Here is a 17783-nt window from a genome sequence, read left to right as displayed (position 1 = left end):
TGGGGGCTTGAGGTTGCATCAGATGGCGGAGAATTCAGACGTGGTCGTCATCGGCGCGGGCATCGCCGGGGCCTCTCTGGCAGCCGGTCTCGCACCGTCAATGCGCGTTATCCTTGTGGAGATGGAAGCTCAGCCTGGCTATCACACGACAGGGCGCTCCGCGGCAGTGTTTGCGCCGAATTACGGGCCATCCGGCGTGCGCGCCCTGACACGGGCCTCGCGGGAGTTCTTCGACGCGCCGTCCGAAGGTTTTGCCGCCGCACCGCTGCTGACCCCGCGCCAAATTCTCATGATCGCGCGAGATGATCAAGTTGGCGCGCTTCAGACTCTGTACGAAGAAGCCGCGGGCGTCAGCCCCGTTGAACTGCTGACTGCTGAAGAGATGCAGGCGCAACAACCGCTATTGCGCACAGGTTATGCCTCGGCTGGGATGCTGGATACGGGCGGCCAAGATATTGACGTAGCCGGGCTGCATCAGGGCTATTTGCGTCAGTTCAAGGCGGCAGGTGGGGTTCTTATCACCAAGGCTGCGGTGCAAGCGTTGACACATGATAGTGCGGGATGGACTATCGAGACCCGGCAGGGGCGGTTTGTGGCGCCCGTGGTGGTAAACGCCGCTGGGGCATGGGCCGGTGAAGTTGGGTTGATGGCGGGCGCGGAGAGCATTGGGCTCGTACCCAAGCGCCGTACCGCCATGGTTATAGCCGAGCCGAATGGCTTCACCCACCGCGATGGGCCGATCACAATTGATATTGATGAGAACTTCTATCTCAAGCCCGACGCGGGGCGGTTGTTGATCTCGCCTGCTGATGAAACGCCATGCGATCCTTGCGATGTGCAGCCTGATGAGATGGATGTGGCGATTTGCGCGGACCGGATCATGACGGCTTTTGACATCGACATCCGACGCATCGAAAACAAATGGGCCGGACTGCGCAGCTTCGTCGCGGACAAGGAGCCGGTGATTGGCTTCTCGAAATGCGCGCCGGGATTTTTTTGGATGGCCGGGCAGGGGGGGTATGGGATCCAGTCGGCACCCGCCGCCGGAAACCTGGCAGCGGCGCTGGTCCAGGGAAAGCCAGTGCCTGATCATATTGCTACCGCCGGTTTCGATGTGGCGCGGGTGGCGCCTGACCGAGCGGGGATCGTGCAATGATCTGGGTCGTCCCACTTATCGCCGCTGTCTTGCTCGCGTCGGGACTGGCGCTGGCCTATGTCATCGGCGGCGCGGCTGTGCTGGCTTTCGTGATATCCGACAACACGCGGTATCTGGCCGTGCTGCCGCAAAAAGTCTTCTCACAGATATCCGTCTTTTCGCTTCTGGCGATGCCGCTCTTTATTCTTGCGGGCGAGCTCATGAATCGAGGCGGTGTTACCAAATCTCTCATCGATCTCTCCATGGCGCTGATTGGACGCATGCGCGGCGGGTTAGGGCATGTGAACATCATGACCTCAGTTTTCTTTGCCGGGATTTCCGGCTCCGCGGTGGCGGATGCAGCGGCGTTGTCGAATACGCTCGTGCCAGCGATGCGGGAGCGCGGCTATAGCGCCGAATATGCCGGAGCGATCACGGCGGCCTCTTCCATCATCGGCCCAATTGTTCCCCCCTCAATCATCCTGATTTTCTACGGTGCGTTAATGCAGACCTCGGTCGCCGCGCTGTTTGTGGCAGGGATACTGCCGGGGCTTGTTCTTGCCGCGGCCCTGTTTCTGGTCAACGGGTTCTATGCTTGGCGCGACGACCATCCGCGTGTGGAAAAGGGCGAGGCGCCAGCGCTGCTACCCGCGATCTTTGCGGCGCTGCCAGCGCTCTGCCTACCGGTCATTATTGTAGGCGGCATCGTTTTGGGGTGGATGACCCCGACCGAAGCCGCCGCCGTAGCCGTATTCGCCGCTGTCGTTGCAGCCTTCTTCTACTCCCCGCTAACCCCCACGGACATTTGGGAGAGCTTTTCCCGGACCGCGATCCTGACAGGTTCGATTTTCATGATCCTTTGCGCGGTCGCAGCCTTCGGTCACCTGGCAGCGTTGGAGCGCATCCCGCAGGCGATAGCCGGTCTGGTTGAGCAGATGGGCTTGGGTCCAGTTGGCTTCCTGCTGTTGATGAATGTCATCTTCATCTTTGCAGGCATGGTGATGGACGTGCCCGTGGCACTGGCACTGCTTGTACCCTTGCTCGCCCCCGTGGCGCTCGCCAATGGCGCCGACCCCGTGCATCTGGGCATCGTCATTTGCTTCAACCTCTGCATCGGGCTGGTCTCGCCGCCCTTAGGAGGGTGCCTGCTGATCGTCTCAACGGTGACCGGGGTGAACTATTGGAAGCTCGCCCGCGCGGTCATGCCTTTCGTATTCGCTGAGATCGTCGTTCTGGGGATCCTCGTTTTCACGCCAGAAATCAGTCTTTGGCTGCCCCGTACTCTGGGGCTGTGGAAGTAACAAAAGAAGAACCAATCAGGGAAGGAAATACAATGAAACTAACACATGTATCCGCACTCTCCGCTCTGGCCATGGCAGTCTCGATGCCTGCCGCTGCAGAGGTCAAAATCGCCCTCGATAGCCCGCCAGACTTGGAAAAATCCGGCACCTATGTTTGGGCACATACTTTCGGCAATTACCTGAACGAACACGGCATGGACGCCGAAGAATACGAGCGCAACTCGCTCGGTGAAGAAGCAGAGCGGCTCGATCAAGTGAGCCAAGGTCTTCTCGAAGTTTCGATGTCGGATGCCAAATCGGCAGGCACGCTGAATGGCACCGTTTCGGGCGCCTCGATGCCCTATTTTTTTGACGATCTTGACCAATTGGACATGGCTCTGGACAAAGGTGGCATGTTGGCGCGGATCAACGAGGGTACGACCCCCAAGGGCGTGCGCGTGCTTGACCTGGTGATGACCGGTACGGCCACCGGCATTTTCACCACCGAAGTGCCGATCCGTGCCTTCGAGGACATGCAGAACGTCCGGATGCGCGCATTGGACGAGGTCCAGATCAACACCTTCGAACAATGGGGCTCCAAAGGCACCATCGTGTCTTGGTCCGAAGTCCCCAACGCGTTGCAGACCGGTGTTGCGGGTGGCTACATCAACCCCGCCTTTGTACCACTTACCTATGGGCACACGGCCTTCATCAAGTATTTCACCAATGCCGAGATGAGCCCTTCGGTGCGCGTCGCTATTGCCTCCGAGGACTGGTACCAGAGCCTATCTGACGAAGAGCGTGAGATCGTTGAGCAGGCAGTTAATGCGGCCCATGAAGCGAACCGAAAACTGGTTTCGGACGATTCCGCGGTGCTTAAACAGCTCGAAGAGGCGGGCATCGAAGTGATCGAACTGACTGCAGAAGAACGCGAAAAATTCCGCGCCGCCAGCCAGCCGATCTATGAAGCCACAGACATGCCCGAGGGCGCGCTTGAGGCCTGGAACACAGCGGTCGGTCGCTGAACCGATGCGGGCGGTGGCACATCTGCTTGATCGGCTTTCTGCAGGTCTGAACCGGGCGGCATTAGTGGGGGCGGCGCTGGCCGTTGCCCTCATGCTGGCCGCCGCCGGCTGGCAGGTCATCGCCCGCTACCTCCTTAACCAGCCACCGATCTGGACCGAGGAATTGGCGCGTTTCTCAATGGTCTGGGGCGGACTGCTTGGTGCCTCCTGTGCCTTTCGCTACAGGCTTGATCCGACGCTGTTTCCCGAAGCGCTTGCCGTGAAGGGCGCTCGGGGCTTTGCCTTTACTGTGTTTCGGGCCTTTGGCGTCCTCTGTTTTGCCCTGCCGATCCTGTGGTTCTGCTTCTTTGGCCCCGGCGCGAACCCGGCGCGCGGCTATCTTGCGCGGCTCGCCGGACGGCAGACCGAGACGATGGACCTGCCCATGGTGGTCTTCGGCATCGCTATCCCATTGGCATTCAGCCTGATACTTTTGCACGTGATTGCTGATGTAGCAAAGGCGCTCACTCAGCTGAGGAATACACAATGAAGCTCTTCATGGCCTCTTTGGCCACCGAGACCAATTCCTTTTCTCCCATTCCCACCGGTTGGAGTGGTTTCAAAGAACATCTACACACCAAGACTGCTTCGCAAGGAGAGGCGGGGCTCTATGCTGCCGCAGTCACAGTCTGGCGTCGCCGCGCCGAAGCGCTTGGGTGGGAGGTGGTCGAGGGGCTGTCGACCTATGCGCAGCCCGCTGGCCCGACTGTCCGTTCAGTCTATGAAACCATGCGAGACGACATTCTCGACGATCTGCGTGCCGCATTGCCAGTTGACGTTGTGCTGATGTCGATGCACGGCGCGATGATCGCGCAGGGCTATGACGATTGCGAAGGCGACATGATGGCCCGCATCCGCGAGATCGTGGGGCCGGAGGCGAAGATCGGGTTGGAACTTGATCCGCATTGCCACCTGACCGAGACGATGCTCGAGAACACCACCGCGATCATCTGCTATAAAGAATACCCCCATGTCGATGTTGTGCCCCGCGCGGAAGAGCTTTTTACGCTCTGTGCCGACGCTGCTGCGGGAAAGACCACCCCAGTCATGCGCGATTATGACTGCCGCATGATGGCAATGTACCACACGCCTTTCGAGCCGGTGCGCAGCTACGTTGATCGCATGTCCGCGCAGGAGGGCAGGGAGGGCGTGTTGTCCGTTTCGCTGGTCCATGGCTTCCCATGGGGAGACAACGCGCGCAGCGGTACACGGGTACTGGTTATGACCGATGGCGATGCCGATCTTGCGGCCTCACGTGCAGAGGCGCTTGGGTGCGAGCTTTGGGACATGCGGCATGAGCTGCGCACCTTCCCGACCATGGACGAGGGGCTGGATCGTGCCGTGGCCTTAGAGGGCGCACCCATCGTTCTGGCGGATTTTGCAGACAACGCGGGCGGGGGTGCCCCCTCAGATTCGACCTTTGTTCTCAAGGCAGCCCTTGACCGGGGCCTGACCGACATCGCCTTTGGCACGTTTTGGGATCCGGTGCTGGTGGGCATGTGCATTGACGCAGGTATCGGAGCGGAAATGGACGTAAGGCTCGGAGGCAAGATCGGCCCGATGTCGGGCGATCCGGTTGATCTAAGGATCACTGTCCGTGGCATCTTGCGTGATGCGGTGCAGCATCTGGGAACAGCGGCAATGAATATGGGCGATTGCGTCTGGATGGAAAGTGATGGGCTTCACGTCGTTGTAAACACCAAACGCACCCAGATCTTCCATCCCGAAGCCTTCGAAAATCTTGGCCTTGATCTTAGTCAGATGAAGTATGTCGTGGTGAAATCCTCGCAGCATTTTTACGACGGTTTCGCGCCGATTGCCGCAGAGGTCATACACCTTGGCACGCCCGGCGCGATCACGCCCAACTTTACAATCGTTCCCTATACCAAGCGGGACCGGAACTACTGGCCTAAGACAGAAAATCCTTTCAGCTAAGGAGATGCCCCCGTGATCGAGGCTTACGACGTCATCTTGCGGGGCGGCCGCGTCATGGACCCCGAAACAGGATTTGACCGGGAATGCGACGTGGCCATCGCAAAAGGGCTGATCGTAAAGATCGGCATCGTCGAAGGCGGGGCCGGGCAAGAGATTGATGCCAGGGGTCTGATCGTGGCACCGGGGTTCATTGATCTGCACGCGCACGGCCAATCCGTCGCGGCAGACCGTATGCAGGCTTTTGATGGGGTCACCACCACGCTTGAGCTCGAAGTGGGGGCATTACCGGTAGCCGGCTGGTATGATCGTCAGGCGGGCATCCCGCGCGCGCTGAACTACGGCACTGCGGCGGCGTGGATATTTGCTCGTAAGGCGGTAATGGGCGGGCTTGATCTCGATCCCGACATCCATCCGATTGATCAGATGGGCGCCGGAGCTGACGATATGCGCTGGTCAACCGAGGCCGCAGACGCCGTGCAAACCCGCGCTATCGTTGCACATGTGCGGCAGGGGCTTGATGAGGGCGCTATCGGTATTGGTCTGCCCAACGGCTATGCCCCTGGTGCCGGGGTCAAAGAAATGAGCGACATTTGCGATCTGGCCTTCGAGTACGGAACGCCGACCTATACTCATATCGCCTACCTCAGCAATATTGACCCTCAAAGCTCAGTCGACAGCTACGTGCGGCTCATCGGTCTTGCCGGAGCGACCGGCGCGCATATGCACATTTGTCATTTGAACTCGACCTCGCTGATGGACATCGAACGGGTGACCGAACTGGTATCTAAGGCCCAAGAACAGGGGTTGCCCGTCACCACCGAAGCCTACCCGTATGGTGCCGGCGCGACGGTGGTCAGCGCGGGATTCTTCATTGATCCAGATTTTACCAAACGCACCGGCAGCGCCTATTCAAATGTCGAATTGATCCACAACCACCACCGCTTTGTTGACCGCGAAGATGTCGTGCGGGCGCGCGATGCCTCGCCGACCGATCTGGTCATGTGGCATTTCCTTGATGTAGAGGTAAATGATGAGCACCGACGTTTGCTGGATCTATCGGTTACCTATCCGGGTGGCTCGATCGCCTCGGATGCGATGCCTTGGATCAACGAAGATGGTAGCATCTATGAAGGGCTCGACTGGCCCTTGCCCGATGGTCTCTCGGCGCATCCCCGGTCATCTGGGACATTCACCCGCTTTTTGCGCGACTACGTGCGCGACCGGGCGGTCATGACGTTGATGGAGGGGGTGGCGAAATGCACAATCCTGCCTGCGCGGGTTATTGAGGGGTGTGTCCCACAAATCCGTAAAAAGGCGCGGGTACAGGAGGGGTGTGATGCTGATCTGGTGGTCTTTGATCTGGAGACGCTGACCGATAAGGCCGAGTTCACAGCGATGAATCGCGCGTCCGAAGGGGTGCGGTATCTCTTTGTAAACGGCGTTGCGGTGATTGCGGAAGGCGCACTCGATACTGCTGCGTCCCCCGGGCGCCCGATCCGCTGCCAACCAACATGAGCGTTCCGGTTCTGTTGGTCACCGGATTTCTGGGGGCGGGCAAAACAAGTTTCATCAATCAGCTCCTACAGGCGGACCACGGCCTGCGCATCGCCGCCATCGTCAACGACTTCGGCTCGATCAACATCGACGCAGCGCTTCTCGAAGGGGCCGCGGACGGGGTGATCGGGCTTAAAAATGGCTGCATTTGCTGTTCGCTGCAAGGCGATCTTTTGCGGACGTTAAAGATCGTCCTCAACCAAAATCCCGGGACCGACCACATCGTGATCGAGGCCAGCGGCGTTGCCGATCCTGCTGGGATAGCGCAGTCCCTGACCGACCCGGTACTGTGGTCGCAAGTCCGACTTGAGACCATAGCTTGTCTGATCGACGTACCCGATCTAGCTGCGCGTGCTGACGACCCGCTGTGGAAAGCTCAGGTGTCCGGGTCCGACATCCATTGTTTGGCCAAGACGGAAGGAACGACACTAACTGAACTTACCGCCGTTCACGGAACTCTTGCTGATCTGGGCAAACAGCATGTTTTCGACCTTTCCAAAGGTTTTCCCCAAATGGCGGTGTTCCACCCCGAACCTCGTAAGCGCACAGCTTTGAATAAGCCGTTGCAGGATGACCGGTTTGCCCACCTCGAATGGCAATACAATGGCAAAATAGATTTGCGAAGATTTCAAAGTGTAATGTCCGCGCTTGCCCCCGACTTGTTACGTGCAAAGGGGTTTGTTTGGGTGGCAGAGGGTAGCTTGCTATTCCAGATGACCGGCACCCGCGCCACTCTCTCACGTGCGCCTGAGGTGGCAAGCGCCGCCCAGCAGGGTTGCCGACTTGTACTGATCGGAGAGCGCAAGCGCTTCGACGCAGACCGTGTAGAACAGCAGCTCAATGGGTTGATCGCATGAGCTAAAAAGGAAGACGATGGGCCACAGTAAATGCGAGATGGCCGCAGACTTTGTCGGACGTCTATTCGGAACCAGTTTTTGGCGCCAAACCCAGACTAAATCTTTGATGATGTGAGAGAGGGCGGATAGCGGTCATTCGCTGCCTGAGCGAACTACGATGCCCAAACTCATCAAAGCGGACGTTCCAATGCGCACCGAGATTCCTATGGAGGCGCAGGCGCTGGAGTTTGCGTGTTCGAGGACTCTCAGGTCCATTGCCGCTAGAGCTGAGTTATTGGCAGCGGGCGCTATCTGACGACTAAATGGTCAGCACCATCACCTGAGTGCGCATGCCAAAGGAGATGTCATATCCGATCTCCCAGTATTCGCGTTTCCTGACGAGTTTATCAGGTCGCTGTAAGTGCTTCGAAACCGCATTCGCGCAAGCTCTTTTCCCTGTAATAGCCTCCGGCCCTATAGGCGTCACGGTCCGCAGAATGGCATCCGCTATTAGGAGCCAGGCTGTTGGAACCTTAGGGCCAACGTTTCTTGGCGGGCGTTGTAAATGAGCAACTAAATATGAAACATGACCGTTTTACTAAGGTAAAATATTTACTTACTAAAATAGTCAGGTTAATCGGCCCTCCATCAACATAGCCAGCCGTTCGCAGCGCGGTCAGCCAGAAAAAAACTCTGCGAGGGACCTATGCGCCGAACCAACAACTCCGAAAACTGCCCAGACAAAATTCACAGACACTCCACGATGATGATCGGGGGCTTTGGTGCCTCTTTGGCCGTGGCCTGTATGGCCACACCCGGTGCCGCACAGGACAGTGATCTGATCATCCTGCCGACAGTCGAGGTCGAGACAACCGAAAAGCCGACGCCCCGGCCCGCGGCAAAGCCGGCGCCGCGCGCTACTCAGCCAGCCCCGCGCCGAGCAGCCAAGCCGCGTGCGGCTGAACCCACGGTCTGCACACCCGCATTGGCGGGGACCCCAATCTGCGCCGCCGAAGAAGCCGCAGAACGCCAAGCGCAAGAACTGGCCGAAGCGCAGGCCCGCACTGCAGCAAAAGCAGCAGCAGGTGGCAGTTCTTACGTTAATCAGGACGCCCCGTTCAAAGCCAACACGCTTGCCAACAGCCGGATGCCCGGCCCGATGAAAGACAATCCGCGCACGGTAACGGCGATCACCCAAGAGGTTCTGGAAACCACTGGTACAACCAGCGTGCGGGAGTTGGCGCGTTCGACACCGGGGATTTCGCTTGGCTTCGGCGAGGGCGGGAACTCCTTTGGTGACAACATCTATATCCGCGGGTTCAAGGCCAACAACGACACCTATACCGATGGCATCCGTAGCCCCGGCACCGGTGTTGCCGAGACTTTCAACACCGAACAGGTCGAAGTGACCAAAGGCCCGGCTGGCACAGTTGGCGGACGCGGCACAACCGGCGGCGCGATCGATGTGATCTCCAAAAGCCCGCAGAACGTCGATTTTACTAAGACAGTAACAACTGTGACCGACGCGGCGACCGTGCGTCAGACCATCGACACCAACAAGGTCATCAACGACCGCCTGCAACTGCGCTTTAATGGCATGTTGCAAGACGGCGAAGTGGCGGGGCGCGATGAGATCACCGATGACCGCCAAGGCGCGGCGCTGGCACTGAAATTCGCGGCGACCGATGCGCTGACCTTGGAAGGCAACCTGAGCTACACCAAGATTGAGCAGACGCCGGACTGGGGGGTGCCTTACGTCAATAACGAAGAGCTGGGGCTGATCGGTCCTGTTACCGAATACGGCATTGACCGCGATACCTTCTACGGGGTGCCCGGGCGCGATTTCCAGACTGCCGAAGAGACGGTGGCCACGGCCAAGGCAACCTATGCCTTTGACAATGGCATGACGCTTACCAACACATTCCGCGCAGCACGCTCGACCAACGACTATGTTTTGACAGCGCCAAGCAGCCTGATCGACAATGGTTCCACCAATCCCGAGGACTGGGACGTCGGGCTCAGCTTCAAGAGCTGGAATCAGCAGACCGATGTGCTTGCCAATGTGCTGGAACTCAGCGGGGCAGCCCAATTCGCCGGAGCATCGCATTCTTATGTATTTGGCCTTGCCACCTCGCGTGAAGAAATCGAGAAGTTAAGCTACTCGAACCTCTCCAGTGAAGATTATGAGCCACCGGCCGGTCAACGCGGCTGCACCGTCAGCGCCATCAATCCCGATCCCATCGGTGAAGGCTGCTGGACCGGTGAAGAGCCCGTATTAGGAACGAACCTTACGGAAACGACGGTCAAGACCACCTCTCTCTATGCGCTTGATACTGTGACCCTGTCGAACCGTCTTAAGGTTAATGGCGGGCTGCGGGTCGACATGTATGACATTGCTCGCACTGGCGGCACAGGCGAGGATGCCTATTCCTTGTCGCGTGATGATGTCATGATGAACTGGAACTTGGGCGCGACCTATGCCTTCGATGATCGTTTGAATCTCTACGCGGCGGCGGCGACTTCGACCAACCCTGCGGGACAGGAACTCGAAGCAGGCGGTGGTTTCTACGGCGGGTTGGATGATGGCGGCGCAGGACTTGCGCCCGAAGAGAACACCTCACTAGAAATCGGTGCGAAATACAGCTTCACGCCGAACTTTCTGTTCACCGCAGCCCTCTACCAGACCACCAAAGATCAAGCGCGTGAGGATATCGGACCGCGCGGTGCGACCGTCACCTCCGACACGCTCAAGTACCGCATGCGGGGTCTTGAATTCGGTGTTGCAGGCAAGGTGACCGAACGGTTGAGCCTCTTTGGCGGCGCCAACTTCATGGACAGCAAGGTCTTGCGCAGTGCCGACAGCGACAACATCGGCCTCTCGGTGGCGAATGTCGCGCATGAGCAGCTGAATCTTCTCGCCACCTATCAGGTGACGGACAAGCTGATGCTGGGCGGGCGTGTGAACTATCAAGGCGCAATCGATCTGGGCAGTGTGGCAGCGAATGGCCGGTCCATCCCCGACGCTTGGACCTTCGATCTGCTTGGCGAATACAAAGTCGCCGACAACACCCTGTTGAAGATGGGCATCACCAATGTCTCGGACGAAACGGTTTATGACGCGGCCTACCGCTCTGGCACGCCGTTTACCTATGTCGCGCCGGGCCGTGAGGTTTCTGTCTCTTTGGAAATGAAGTTCTGAGCCTGACTTACCAACGCGGGCAGCCTTCGGGCTGCCCACAGACCCAAGAGGTACGCAATGCTGATCACACTCCCTTCGATCCTGAGCAAAGACGACGTCAAACAGGTCCGCGCGCATCTTGATGCGGCTGACTGGCAGGACGGATCAACCACCGCCGGCCCGCAATCGCGCGAGGTCAAACGCAATCAGCAGCTGCCACCGACCTCAGAGACGGCGCAGACCTTAGGCAAGTTTATCCTGCAAAAGCTTACCGCCGATCCGCTGTTTCTCTCAGCCGCCCTACCGGCGCGTATTCTTCCGCCGATGTTCAACAAATACGAAGAGGCCGAGACCTTTGGCGCGCATATCGACAATGCCATTCGGGTGAACCCACTGACGCAGGAACGGCTGCGCACGGACCTCTCAATGACGCTGTTTCTAAGCGAGCCGGAAGACTACGACGGCGGTGAATTGGTGATCGAGGATCACTATGGCCACCAGACCGTGAAACTGCCAGCAGGGGATATGATCCTCTATCCGGCCACCAGCCTGCATGAGGTTACCCCCGTTACGCGCGGTGCGCGAGTATCGTCCTTTTTCTGGCTGCAAAGCATGATCCGCTCTGACGCAAACCGCCGCATCCTGTTCGATCTGGATCAGTCGATCCAATCCCTGAGCAACAGCATCGGGGACAATGATCCCGAAACGGTACGCCTCACGGGCATTTACCATAACCTTATCCGCACATGGGCCGAGACCTGAACGATGAAACTTTCCCCGATCCTTACCACCTTCACCCTATGTGTCGTCGCGGCCCCCGCCGTCGCCTTTGATCTCGAGACACTGACCGCACTGCTTGAGCGAGCCGAGCATGACGAGATGTCGCCTTTGGGAATGTTCATGGCGGCCGATTGGGTCGTCAAAGGCGTCATGCTGTCGCTGCTCTTTGCCTCGGCGCTGGTCTGGGTGATCTTCGTCGCACGGGTGCTGATCCTGCGGTGGGAACGCGGGGCACTGCGCCGCCGGTACCGCGCTCTGGACCGGGCAGGGTCGCTCGTCGCGGCCCGCGAAATCTTTGCCAAGCGTAAGGGCGTCATGGGGCAGATGGTGCGGGCCGCCGAACGCGAACGCGCCACCACTGGCGAAGGCGCTGCGCTGAAGCCCGGGATCAAGGAACGCGCCGGTTCGGAAATCGCTCGGATCGAGGCCGGGGCCGCCAGACGCATGGGGCACGGGGCAGGGGTGCTGGCCATCGTCGGCTCGACAGCGCCCTTTGTCGGGCTGTTCGGCACCGTCTGGGGGATCATGAACAGCTTCATCTCGATATCGGAGAGCAATACCACCAATCTGGCCATCGTCGCCCCCGGTATCGCCGAAGCGCTGCTGGCGACGGCCATCGGCCTTGTCGCGGCGATCCCGGCGGTGATCTTCTACAACATCATGGCGCGGGGGCTGGGGGGCTATAAGGTCATGCTGGCAGATGCGGGCGCGCTGGTCGAGCGAACCTTGTCGCGAGATCTGGACCTTGCCGCCTCCGAGGCCGCTGAAAGCCGGCCCGCCTTCCGTCTGGGTGCCGTTTCGGCTCCGGCGGCGGAGTAAGTAGTATGGGAGCACGACTGCGCGGTGACGACGAAGGCGACCTCAGCGAAAACAGCGAGATCAACGTCACCCCCTTTATCGACGTCATGCTGGTGCTGCTGATCATCTTTATGATCGCAGCGCCGCTGTCGACGGTCGACATCCCGGTGGAGCTGCCCGTGGCGGTGGCCGAAGCGCCGGAACGGCCCAGTGATCCGGTGTTTGTCACCATCACCGAAGACCTCTCCCTGTCGGTGGGCGAGACGGCCACGACGCATGATAGGCTCTATATCGACATCGGCATTGCCACCTTGCAAAAACGCGACACCCGTATCTACATCCGCGCTGACAAATCTGTGCCCTACGGTGAATTCATGCGGGTGATGAACATCCTGAGGGCTGATGGGTTTCTTATGGTCGGGCTGGTTGGATTAAATGAAAACGTCGAAGGGGCGCGCGACTCCAGCATGCCACAGACGGAGGCAGCGCAATGAGCCTGACCTACGCGTCACGCCGCGTCAGGCCGCTGTTCTGGTGTGCCGCCATCGTCCTGAGCGGTGCCCTGCATGCCGGCCTTCCTGTCTTGCTGTTAGATCATGATGCAGTAGACAAACGGGCTGAACCAGAGGCCGATGGGATCACCGGGGCCATGATGTTCGACCTGTCGGACATCATCGCGGCCCCTTCGGCCTTGCAAGAAGACAGTGTGGCGCAGGTCGAGGCACAGGAGGCGCCCACCGTAACCGAAAGCCCAGAAGTCTTGGAGGCCGCAAAGGCCGCCGAACAACCGATCCTGAGCCAAATTCCTTATGAGGTCGAAGACGAAAGCCTGAAGTTCGGCGTGGCCGCCCCCAAGCCCGACGCCGAGACGGAGGAGGTGGCCGAGGAAGTCGCCACCGAGCAAGACCCCGAACAGATCGACGCGGAAAGCCAAGTCGGTGCAGAGGATCTGCAAGCCTCTGAGCAGTCTGTGGCAGGGGTCGAGGCCGAGACTGTGGCCGAGACTGCCAAGGCTGAAAGCGAGGGACTGACCGCCGAGCAGACGGAGGAAATCCGCGAATGGCAGAAAAGTATCGTTCTGCTGATCAGCGGCGCAAAAACCTATCCGGCCAAAGCGCGCAGCGACAAGATCGAAGGCGAGGTACAGGTGCGTTTTACGCTGGACCGGTATGGCGCAATTCTCTCGGCGGAAGTCGCGCAAAGCTCCGGCTCGGACGTTCTCGACAGGGCTGCCGTCCAGACTGTGGAGAAGCTGGAAAAGATGCCCACGCCGCCAAACTATCTGACCGGTAAGGAGTTCACCCTCATCATCCCGCTGCGCTACAGCTTCAGGTGAACCATATCGCGGCGAATGTCCTGCACCGTCGCACAACCGCTTAGCAGCATGGCGATTTCCAACTCGTCACGCAGCAGGCGCAGCACGTGGCTGACCCCCAGATCGCCCGCCACCGCCAAGCCGCAGGCGATCGGACGCCCGACCAGAACGGCCTTCGCCCCGAGGGCCAGCGCAATCAGGATATCGACCCCGCGCCGGATGCCCCCGTCCATCAGCACGGGGTAGTCGGGCCCAACCCTGTCGACGATCGCAGGCAGGGCGCTTAGCGTCGCGGGCGCCCGGTCCAGCACCCGGCCCCCGTGGTTCGAGACAATTACGCCCGCCGCCCCGATCCTCTGCGCCTGCGCTGCATCCTCGGGGTGCAGGATACCTTTCAGCAGTAGCGGAACCTGTAGCGTCTTGATTAGCCAAGCGACATCAGCCCATGTGGGCAAGGTTTCGGCGATGTGATCGAAAATGATCGACTGCGCGTTTTCACGCGGCGTGAAGGCGGGCGGCGCGAACTGTGCGAGATTGACAGCGCTGACATCGGGCGGCAGTTGAAACTGGGCCTCGATTTCCTGGTCTCGCACCCCTTGGACTGGCGCATCGATGGTCAGGATTAACCTGTTGAAACCCGCGGCCAATGCCATTTGCGCAAGCGCCTGCGTGGTCTCCCGGCTGCCCATCCAATGCAGTTGGAACCAATCACTGCTCGGCCCGCTGGCGCGCACGCTGTCAAGCGGTTCGCTGCTCTGCGCGCTTAGCACCATCTTGATCGACTGGGCCTCGGCCCCGCGGGCCGTTGCGGTTTCGCCTTCGTTATGCAGCAATCGCTGATAGGCAAAGGGCGCAATTAACAACGGCGCAGCAAGCTTTTGCCCCAGCACCGACACTTCTGTCGACCCGCCCCGCAGATCGCGCAGCATCCGTGGCATGACCTGAGCCTGCTGAAAAGCGGCTTCATTGGCGGAGGCGGTCTGCTCATCGCCAGAACCGGCCAAAAAATACGCTCGGTTGTGCGGACCCATGCCTGCACTTGCGCGGCTGTAATAGTCGTTCAAGGTGTGGGGCAATTGATCTGAACCAGGCACTGTAAAACTCAATGTTCCGGCTCCATGCTGCGTCTAACTGCTGAAAGCAGTCAGAGCCTCCGATTAGAGAAACAGACACTAACTACCGCAATTAGAGGTTGGGTGAAACCCAAAGTCTACCCGAGCTTGCCTGCACGCCCTTTTGGGTGTGGCGCCATAGATTAAAGCTTATCGGCACCGTCTTAGAAGGCCTGAAGCCATTCTGCAAAACCGAATATACACAGCGTTACCGCTCACCGGAGTTCTATCCCCGGGTTATGCTGCACGGTGCCTCGAACGGCCCAAATCATCAAATTTCGAAGGCTTCAGCGATTGCGAGGGCATCTTCCAGCTCAACGCCGAGATAGCGCACCGTACTGTCCATCTTGGTGTGACCCAATAGAAGCTGAACTGCGCGCAAGTTGTCCGTCTTCTTGTATATCTAAATGACTTTCGTGCGCCGCATTGAGTGAGTGCCATAAGCCGTCACTTCTAAACCAATCGACGAAACCCATTTCCGCACAATGCGGGCAAACTGGCGGGTCGAAATGTGCAACCGCTCGTGAAAGCGCCCGGGCCATAGGTACTCTGACCAAACCATTAGCGGGTGTTCCATCCACTTCGCGAGCGAGGCTCTGGTTCCTTCGGAAATCTCGAAGCGCACAGATTTCTGTGGGCGCTTCTGACCGACAATGCGGCCCTTGTTCCAGACAGGGCGAAGCGCGAGAATGGCAGGTAAGTTTCGTGTTTTCATGACCGATCCTTCGATCCGCTAATCACTCCCACATCGACAACCTGACGTTGACCGAGCCAGCATATCACAGGATGCTGCAACGCATCCGAGGTCAGCTTCGAGCCCTTATTAACCGTGCCAAGCTTAAAGCTATTCCCAGTTGCGGCATCACCTGCGACTTCTCAATGCTGCAGTGCCGCCCGTCGAAGGAGACGTTCGTGGGTCGTGCAGCAATTTGTCAGCCAGAGTGTCGATCTGCGGACTTTCTGCCGTCCGCAACAGCGGGTTGAGTTTTCAAATGCTACCATTACGACAGCAATTATCAACGACACACGCATCGTGGCGACCCATGGCAGGCTACAACTTTGCCCGAAGTCTGAAGTCGTTCAACGGCCTCGCTGCCCTACAAATCGATCTGCAAAATTCGAAAGTTAGCCTCAGAAAGCTTCATCATTGAGCCGATCCACCAAATGCCGTGAGTAAGCGCCGAGTGGGCCGCAATTTAGTCTAATTCGCTAACTAATGGAAAGGGCAGCTTAGTTAGCAAGAACGCAGAAGCGCAAGAAAATTTAACGCCGAATGACCCAACTTGGCCATACTTCGAAAGCGGCGCATGGACATGAGGAAGAGCAAATGACAAAAATTTACAGCACTGCCCATAGCGCTAACGCAACTACGGTCCCTACAGGCAATGCGCCCGCTCGTATTGAGCCCAAATTTGTCGTAGCATTTACTATTGGGTTTTTCATCTTGTTGGCCGTTGCGACCTATCAGATCGTCACCGTTATGGTTCACCATGGGGTGCAACGTGATGCGTCTCGGAGGTCACTCGAGTGGGCGGAATTTGCGGTAAAACAAGTTCCTGAAATAGCTGCCTTGGCTGTCGGGGCGCCGATTAAACCAGAAAATTGGGACGCATTCCGAGATCTCGCCAGCTTTGGCGGAGTCTTTCGATTCAAGATCTTCAGTCCCGAAGGGGTGCTACGCTTCGAATCAGATGATCCTACCGCTACAGGTGAAAGTTTGGGCAAGCATAATGCTATTGCCGCATCCGTTGTGAAATCCGGCGAGGCCTATACTACCGTAGAGAGCGGGCACTCGAAGCCCAATCGGCCTGACTTATATAGCGAAACCTACCTGCCAGTATACGACGGCGGCCGGTTAGTTGCGATCGCTGAGACCTACATGGATCAAACGAGCAAGACAGCGGCCGTGAGAGTTGAATATGCTTTCGTCGGCGCGGTGATGGCCGGCATGGTACTATTAGCACTGTCTGTTCCATCGGCTGGTTTATGGGTTATGTTCCGACGCCTCAAACATAATAATGAACAGTTGAAGCATGCTCAGATACGCGCAATGGCCTCAGACAAGAGCAAGAGCGAATTTATCTCCACGGTCAGCCATGAATTGCGGACGCCTTTGACCTCGATAAAAGGTTCCCTCGAAATGTTAAAATCAGGAAAGATAATTGACTTATCGGGCGCCGCAGAAAGATTGGTGGGGATGGCGGCAAAGAACGCAAATATTCTAAATCTTCTCGTGAATGATCTATTGGACTTTGAGCGGATTGACACCGGAAACCTTGAGGTAACCAAGCGACCATCTGATATTGTCGGCATTGTAAAAGATGAAATTGAGACAATGAAATCTTATGATACAGAACAAGAGGTGGAATATTTCTATTCAGGAGTCGAGGGGCCGCTCGTCGCCCATGTCGATCCCGATAGAATAGCCCAGATTGTCCGAAATTTACTGTCAAACGCAGTCAAATTCTCACCGAAAGGCGGAAAGATTGTCGTTTCTGTTAGAAAGGAAGCCCAGTCGGTGCGGGTTGACGTCGCGGACTCGGGTTGCGGTATCTCAAAAGTAGATTGCGTAAGGATTTTCGATAAGTTTACGCAAGTCGATTCGTCAAACACGCGAAAGCACCGAGGAACAGGATTGGGTTTGGCTATTTCGAAGGGCATTGTTGAGGCCCATGGTGGTGATATCGGCGTTACCAGTGTCGAGGGTGCAGGAAGCGAATTCTTTTTCGTCGTGCCAATTGGCATGGAAGATAAGGGGGTGCCTCTGCAAGACGCCGCCTAAGTTTTCGCTTGCCA

Annotated in this window: 14 protein-coding genes and 1 pseudogene; 13 read left to right on the top strand and 2 right to left on the bottom strand. The window is 58.1% G+C overall.

The genetic code is table 11. From position 1 onward, the window contains the following. Positions 1-22: 22 nt before the first annotated feature. The 12 genes from DSM14862_RS10220 (at position 23) to DSM14862_RS10165 (ending at position 13896) form a co-directional block, all read left to right on the top strand. Entirely contained in the window at positions 23-1156 is a 1134-nt protein-coding gene (locus DSM14862_RS10220; RefSeq protein ID WP_007120197.1) for an NAD(P)/FAD-dependent oxidoreductase, read from the top strand. After that, positions 1153-2436 carry a TRAP transporter large permease gene (locus DSM14862_RS10215; RefSeq protein ID WP_007120196.1) on the top strand — a complete coding sequence of 428 codons (1284 nt, stop codon included), beginning with the start codon at positions 1153-1155 and terminating at the stop codon, positions 2434-2436. The genes DSM14862_RS10220 and DSM14862_RS10215 overlap by 4 nt, the downstream gene beginning before the upstream one ends. Before the next feature lie 32 nt (positions 2437-2468). Continuing rightward, complete coding sequence (locus DSM14862_RS10210) at positions 2469-3440, top strand: TRAP transporter substrate-binding protein (protein ID WP_040701338.1); 972 nt, start codon at positions 2469-2471, stop codon at positions 3438-3440. Continuing rightward, positions 3409-3969, top strand: coding sequence for a TRAP transporter small permease (locus tag DSM14862_RS10205; protein WP_243254242.1), 561 nt, complete (start codon positions 3409-3411; stop codon positions 3967-3969). Before DSM14862_RS10210 ends, DSM14862_RS10205 begins: the two co-directional genes overlap by 32 nt. Next, positions 3966-5414, top strand: a complete 1449-nt coding sequence (locus DSM14862_RS10200; protein ID WP_007120193.1) for a M81 family metallopeptidase — start codon at positions 3966-3968, stop codon at positions 5412-5414. The genes DSM14862_RS10205 and DSM14862_RS10200 overlap by 4 nt, the downstream gene beginning before the upstream one ends. 12 nt (positions 5415-5426) lie before the next feature. Beyond that, positions 5427-6929, top strand: coding sequence for an amidohydrolase family protein (locus DSM14862_RS10195; protein ID WP_007120192.1), 1503 nt, complete (start codon positions 5427-5429; stop codon positions 6927-6929). A gap of 14 nt (positions 6930-6943) precedes the next feature. Beyond that, on the top strand, positions 6944-7825 hold the full coding sequence (locus DSM14862_RS10190) for a CobW family GTP-binding protein (protein ID WP_243254241.1): 882 nt from the start codon (positions 6944-6946) through the stop codon (positions 7823-7825). Positions 7826-8567: 742 nt separating this feature from the next. Further along, positions 8568-11003, top strand: a complete 2436-nt coding sequence (locus tag DSM14862_RS10185; protein WP_007120189.1) for a TonB-dependent receptor — start codon at positions 8568-8570, stop codon at positions 11001-11003. A gap of 57 nt (positions 11004-11060) precedes the next feature. Beyond that, complete coding sequence (locus DSM14862_RS10180) at positions 11061-11744, top strand: Fe2+-dependent dioxygenase (protein ID WP_007120188.1); 684 nt, start codon at positions 11061-11063, stop codon at positions 11742-11744. Positions 11745-11747: 3 nt separating this feature from the next. Then, positions 11748-12581, top strand: a complete 834-nt coding sequence (gene exbB, locus DSM14862_RS10175) for a tonB-system energizer ExbB (RefSeq protein WP_007120187.1) — start codon at positions 11748-11750, stop codon at positions 12579-12581. 5 nt (positions 12582-12586) lie between these two features. Then, entirely contained in the window at positions 12587-13054 is a 468-nt protein-coding gene (gene exbD, locus DSM14862_RS10170; RefSeq protein WP_007120186.1) for a TonB system transport protein ExbD, read from the top strand. After that, positions 13051-13896 carry an energy transducer TonB gene (locus DSM14862_RS10165; RefSeq protein ID WP_007120185.1) on the top strand — a complete coding sequence of 282 codons (846 nt, stop codon included), beginning with the start codon at positions 13051-13053 and terminating at the stop codon, positions 13894-13896. Before exbD ends, DSM14862_RS10165 begins: the two co-directional genes overlap by 4 nt. On the opposite strand, the gene DSM14862_RS10160 is transcribed toward DSM14862_RS10165, so the two are convergent. Continuing rightward, the gene (locus DSM14862_RS10160; RefSeq protein WP_040701336.1) at positions 13881-14969 is read right to left on the bottom strand and encodes an alpha-hydroxy acid oxidase; all 1089 of its coding nucleotides are present in this window, start codon (positions 14967-14969) and stop codon (positions 13881-13883) included. The genes DSM14862_RS10165 and DSM14862_RS10160 overlap by 16 nt on opposite strands. 289 nt (positions 14970-15258) lie before the next feature. Next, a pseudogene (locus tag DSM14862_RS10155) lies at positions 15259-15702 on the bottom strand (tyrosine-type recombinase/integrase). A gap of 612 nt (positions 15703-16314) precedes the next feature. On the opposite strand from DSM14862_RS10155, the gene DSM14862_RS10150 reads away from it, so the two are divergent. Then, positions 16315-17769 (top strand): sensor histidine kinase, encoded by a 1455-nt coding sequence (locus DSM14862_RS10150; RefSeq protein WP_113075722.1) that lies wholly within the window; start codon positions 16315-16317, stop codon positions 17767-17769. Positions 17770-17783 lie beyond the last annotated feature (14 nt).

The sequence above is a fragment of the Sulfitobacter indolifex genome (assembly GCF_022788655.1).
Classification (GTDB): Bacteria; Pseudomonadota; Alphaproteobacteria; order Rhodobacterales; family Rhodobacteraceae; genus Sulfitobacter; species Sulfitobacter indolifex.
The sequence above is the reverse complement of the archived record's forward strand: the minus strand, read 5'-3'. Positions and strand labels throughout refer to the sequence as shown.